Raw genomic sequence first — 4,080 nt, forward strand, 5'->3', positions numbered from 1 at the left:
AAAAACTTCTGATGCTTCCTTTTGGCTCCTTCCTTTCTTTAGGTAATTTATTACTTTCTTCCTTAAATCTTCACTATATGGACTTGTTGACATTTTTCCTTGTATATTATCTTATTATTGCACCTAATACTATATGATTTACTATATACTCATTATTATAATAAATACTTCTAAAATCATTCGTATCATCCGGAAAGATATCAGTCTCTTTAGTTTCAATTTTAGTACCTTGAATAATAATACCGGTATTATTAGTTTCAATTTCTTTAAGCCCATTATTATAAGTATTATAAGAAATTTTAGTATTGCCAAGATCCCAAGGCTTACAGGAAATTTTAGAATCTATATGAGAATTATAGGCATAATTGAAAATATTATACATATCGTCATTAAGATTTATAATCGCTAAACTATTACCATGATTATTTATTGTTAATATACTCATTTTTTAACCTCTTATTAATTAGTTGGTAGCGACTACATTACATATAATAAAATTAATTATCAATCAAAAATTTAAATTTTATGAAAATTTCTAACTGATTTGCCAGTTTGTAGGAGGTCATTTCAGTGGAAGGCTGTATGGATATTGAGGTGTTATTATGAGGAGTGAAAGGCGTTGTGATGTGGCTCGTTTGTGTCATGCCTGTATGGATCGGTTTTTCCGTCATTGCGAGAAGAATTACGTAGTAATCAAGGCGAGCAATCTCAGGTGACGAGATTGCCACGTCGCTTCGCTCCTCGCAATGACGCTAAAATTGGTCCAGCGATTTATATAATTACTTAGCCTTTATTCAGTAAATCCAACATAACCTTACCAATATCGGCAGGGGATCTAGTAATAGTCACGCCGGCACTTTGTAGAGCTTCAAGCTTATCTTCGGCACTTCCTTTTCCTCCGGCAATAATAGCTCCGGCATGTCCCATTCTTTTACCAGGAGGTGCTGTAATACCCGCGATAAAGCTAACAATAGGTTTCTTGATTTTTGATTGTTTGATAAAGTCGGCTGCATCTTCTTCCGCATTACCACCAATTTCACCTATCATAATAATTGCTTTTGTGTCATCATCTTTCAAAAACATCTCAATACAATCAACAAAATTAGTTCCATTAACAGGATCGCCGCCAATACCAACGCATGTAGATTGCCCAAGCCCTACGGCTGTTGTCTGTGCTACTGCTTCATAAGTTAAAGTACCGGATCTTGAAACGACGCCTATTGATCCCTTTTTGTGAATATGCCCCGGCATTATACCGATTTTACATTCATCAGGGGTTATAATTCCTGGACAATTAGGACCGATTAATCTAGTTCTAGAACCGACTAAAGCACGTTTTACTTTCACCATATCAAGTACCGGAATTCCTTCTGTAATACATACTACTATTTCGATTTCGGCATCGATTGCTTCTAATATCGAATCAGCTGCAAAGGCAGGTGGAACATAAATAACACTAGCATTTGCACCGGTTTTTGCTTTTGCTTCATGTACGGTATTATAAATCGGTAAATCAAGATGAGTTCCACCACCTTTGCCCGGTGTAATACCGCCAACCATTTTAGTGCCGTAAGCTATTGCTTGTTCAGAGTGGAAAGTTCCTTGTGAGCCTGTAAAACCCTGACAGATTACTTTTGTTTTTTTATTTATTAATATTGCCATGTGTAATAATTTATTTTAATAGATTACGTTTTTATTTTGTGTGTGTCGTCATCGTCATTGCGAGCGGTCAAAGACCGCGTGGCAATCTTGTCAAATATCCTGAGATTGCTTCGTCGAATTACTGCGTAATTCTTCTCGCAATGACGATGAAATCGAGCCACGCAACAATGCTCCTCACAATGACGAGATATCTACCTTATCGCCTCAACTATTTTATTTGCAGCATCTGCTAAATCATGTGCCGGTATTATTTCTAAACCGGAATTTGATAAAATCTCTTCGCCTTTTTCAACGTTAGTACCGGCTAGACGAACCACTAACGGCACTTTTATACCTATTTCTTTTGCAGCTGCAATAACCCCTTCTGCTATAATATCACAACGCATAATGCCGCCAAAAATATTAACTAAAATTCCTTTCACTTCTTTATCGGATAGAATTATTTTTAAGGCTTCTTTTACACGCTCACGATCAGCCCCGCCACCAACATCTAAGAAATTTGCAGGTGACGCACCGTAAAGCTTAATAATGTCCATAGTAGCCATGGCAAGACCGGCACCGTTAACCATACAGCCGATATTACCGTCCATTTTTACATAGCTAAGTCCTGCATTTGCTGCTCTAGTTTCTAGAGGATCTTCTTCATCGTGATCACGCATTGCCGTAATATTCGGATGTTTAAATAAACCATTATCGTCAAAAGTGATTTTTGCGTCTAAAGCGAGTAGATCACCGTCACTATTTACAATTAACGGGTTGATTTCAATTTGTGCTGCATCAGTTTCAATAAAAGCATGATAGACCGATTTTACTATTTCTTTCATCTGTTTAGTTTGGTTATCCTTAAAGCCTAACTCATAAGCTATGCCTCGCATATGAAAATCTTGTAAACCGGTTGCAGGATCAACAGAAAATTTAACAATTTTTTCCGGAGTTTTTTCTGCCACTTCTTCAATATCAACTCCTCCTTCAGTAGAAGCTATAAAAGTAATACGGCTAGCTGATCTATCAAATACGATACTAAAATAATATTCTTTTAAAATATCACAGCCCGACTCGATATAAAGACGGTTTACTTTCTGCCCCGCGGGTCCTGTTTGATGCGTTACTAAATTAATACCGAGCATGTCATGAGCAACTTTCTTGGCTTCTTCTTTACTCTTAACAACCTTAACACCGCCTGCTTTACCTCTGCCGCCGGCATGTATCTGTGCTTTAACCACATATACTTCCGTATTTAACTTATCTATGGTTTCGTTAATCTTTTCGGTTTTCGTAACAACGAGTCCAGTGGAGGTAGGTACACCGTATTTTCTTAAAATCTCTTTTGCTTGATATTCATGAATATTCATTTTAAATAATTTATTTAAATAATTAAAGCACAGTATAATAATTAATCTTTAAGCTGTAAAGAAGAGAGTTTTTTATCTAAGCTAAGATTCTCTTCTATCACTGCTATAGCAATAGCTTCGTCTATATCAATTGGTTCATTTTTGTTTTTATGTTTACCTTTTCCAAAAAAATCTAAAATATTTTTACTCATTCCACATCCTCTTAAGTACGTTATCTTTTCTAATAAAGTGATGATAAAACGCAGCTAGTATATGCAAAATAATTAAGGCAGTAAATAACAAAGCAGCTTTTTTATGGATTTTTTTAAAAATTTTGGCAAATTTGTAAATCTTGAGCGAAAGAGTTTATAGTGAATAGACCGTAAAAATCAATATGATGATTTGATAAAATAGTCATTAGAAAGCCGCTTATCGGCATTAATAACATTAAAAGATATAACAAATTTATATTAATTTGTGCAGCTTTTTTCTGCCAATTCGGCATATCTTTCGGTAGCAAAACATTAGCATTATAGAATTTCCATAAAAGCCTTATTATTACTAAAGATAAAACAACTATGCCGGTAGCTTCATGTAAGCCGTATAGCTGCCATTTTAGAGGTGGTTCTACGAAATTGTCCATTGAGAAACCGACAATGAGCATTACTATAACTATAATACTCATCGTCCAGTGGAAAAGTTTTGCAATTAAGCCGTAAGAATTTTCAGTATTTGTAAGTAGCATAACGGTACCTCAACTATGTCATACCGCGACTTGATCGCGGTATCCATTCTTTTTTAATTTTTCTAGATACCGCGATCAAGTCGCGGTATGACGGTTTCTTCTTAATTCCCAACTGCCGTATCTATAATCTTTTCTGCTTCCTTACCGGTAATTTTTTCGTTATCATTCAGAATGAGATTAGCATTTTTTAAATCATCTTCTATATGTTCGGCTCTTCCTTTTAAAATCTTAGCTAAAAATTGTTCGGCAAGAGCATAATAAGATATTCTGTTACCCGGTTTGGCAAAGCCGTGTCCTTCATCTTTGTAAAGGGCATAAACTACCGGTATATGGTTTGCTTTC

Annotated in this window: 7 protein-coding genes and 1 pseudogene; all 8 read right to left on the reverse strand. The window is 35.5% G+C overall.

Going from position 1 to position 4,080, the window contains the following annotated elements; translation table 11 throughout:
* Positions 1-93, reverse strand: a 93-nt coding sequence (locus AC1Z7D_RS06235) for an IS630 transposase-related protein (protein WP_482601266.1), incomplete at its 3' end; no start/stop codon positions are given.
* Positions 94-106: 13 nt separating this feature from the next.
* On the reverse strand, positions 107-445 hold the full coding sequence (locus tag AC1Z7D_RS06240; RefSeq protein WP_482602925.1) for a hypothetical protein: 339 nt from the start codon (positions 443-445) through the stop codon (positions 107-109).
* A 338-nt stretch (positions 446-783) separates the two neighbouring features.
* Positions 784-1,662 (reverse strand): succinate--CoA ligase subunit alpha, encoded by an 879-nt coding sequence (sucD, locus tag AC1Z7D_RS06245; protein WP_482602927.1) that lies wholly within the window; start codon positions 1,660-1,662, stop codon positions 784-786.
* Between the two features lie 191 nt (positions 1,663-1,853).
* Positions 1,854-3,014 carry an ADP-forming succinate--CoA ligase subunit beta gene (sucC, locus tag AC1Z7D_RS06250; protein WP_482602929.1) on the reverse strand — a complete coding sequence of 387 codons (1,161 nt, stop codon included), beginning with the start codon at positions 3,012-3,014 and terminating at the stop codon, positions 1,854-1,856.
* 41 nt (positions 3,015-3,055) lie between these two features.
* On the reverse strand, positions 3,056-3,205 hold the full coding sequence (locus AC1Z7D_RS06255; RefSeq protein ID WP_482602931.1) for a hypothetical protein: 150 nt from the start codon (positions 3,203-3,205) through the stop codon (positions 3,056-3,058).
* A complete protein-coding gene (locus AC1Z7D_RS06260) occupies positions 3,198-3,296 on the reverse strand; it encodes a cytochrome b/b6 domain-containing protein (RefSeq protein WP_482602933.1) in 99 nt (32 codons plus the stop codon). Before AC1Z7D_RS06260 ends, AC1Z7D_RS06255 begins: the two co-directional genes overlap by 8 nt.
* 22 nt (positions 3,297-3,318) lie before the next feature.
* Complete coding sequence (locus tag AC1Z7D_RS06265; RefSeq protein WP_482602935.1) at positions 3,319-3,738, reverse strand: cytochrome b; 420 nt, start codon at positions 3,736-3,738, stop codon at positions 3,319-3,321.
* A gap of 101 nt (positions 3,739-3,839) precedes the next feature.
* Positions 3,840-4,080: pseudogene (locus tag AC1Z7D_RS06270) on the reverse strand (S9 family peptidase); the annotation flags it as partial.

Source organism: Rickettsia sp., assembly GCF_965035265.1.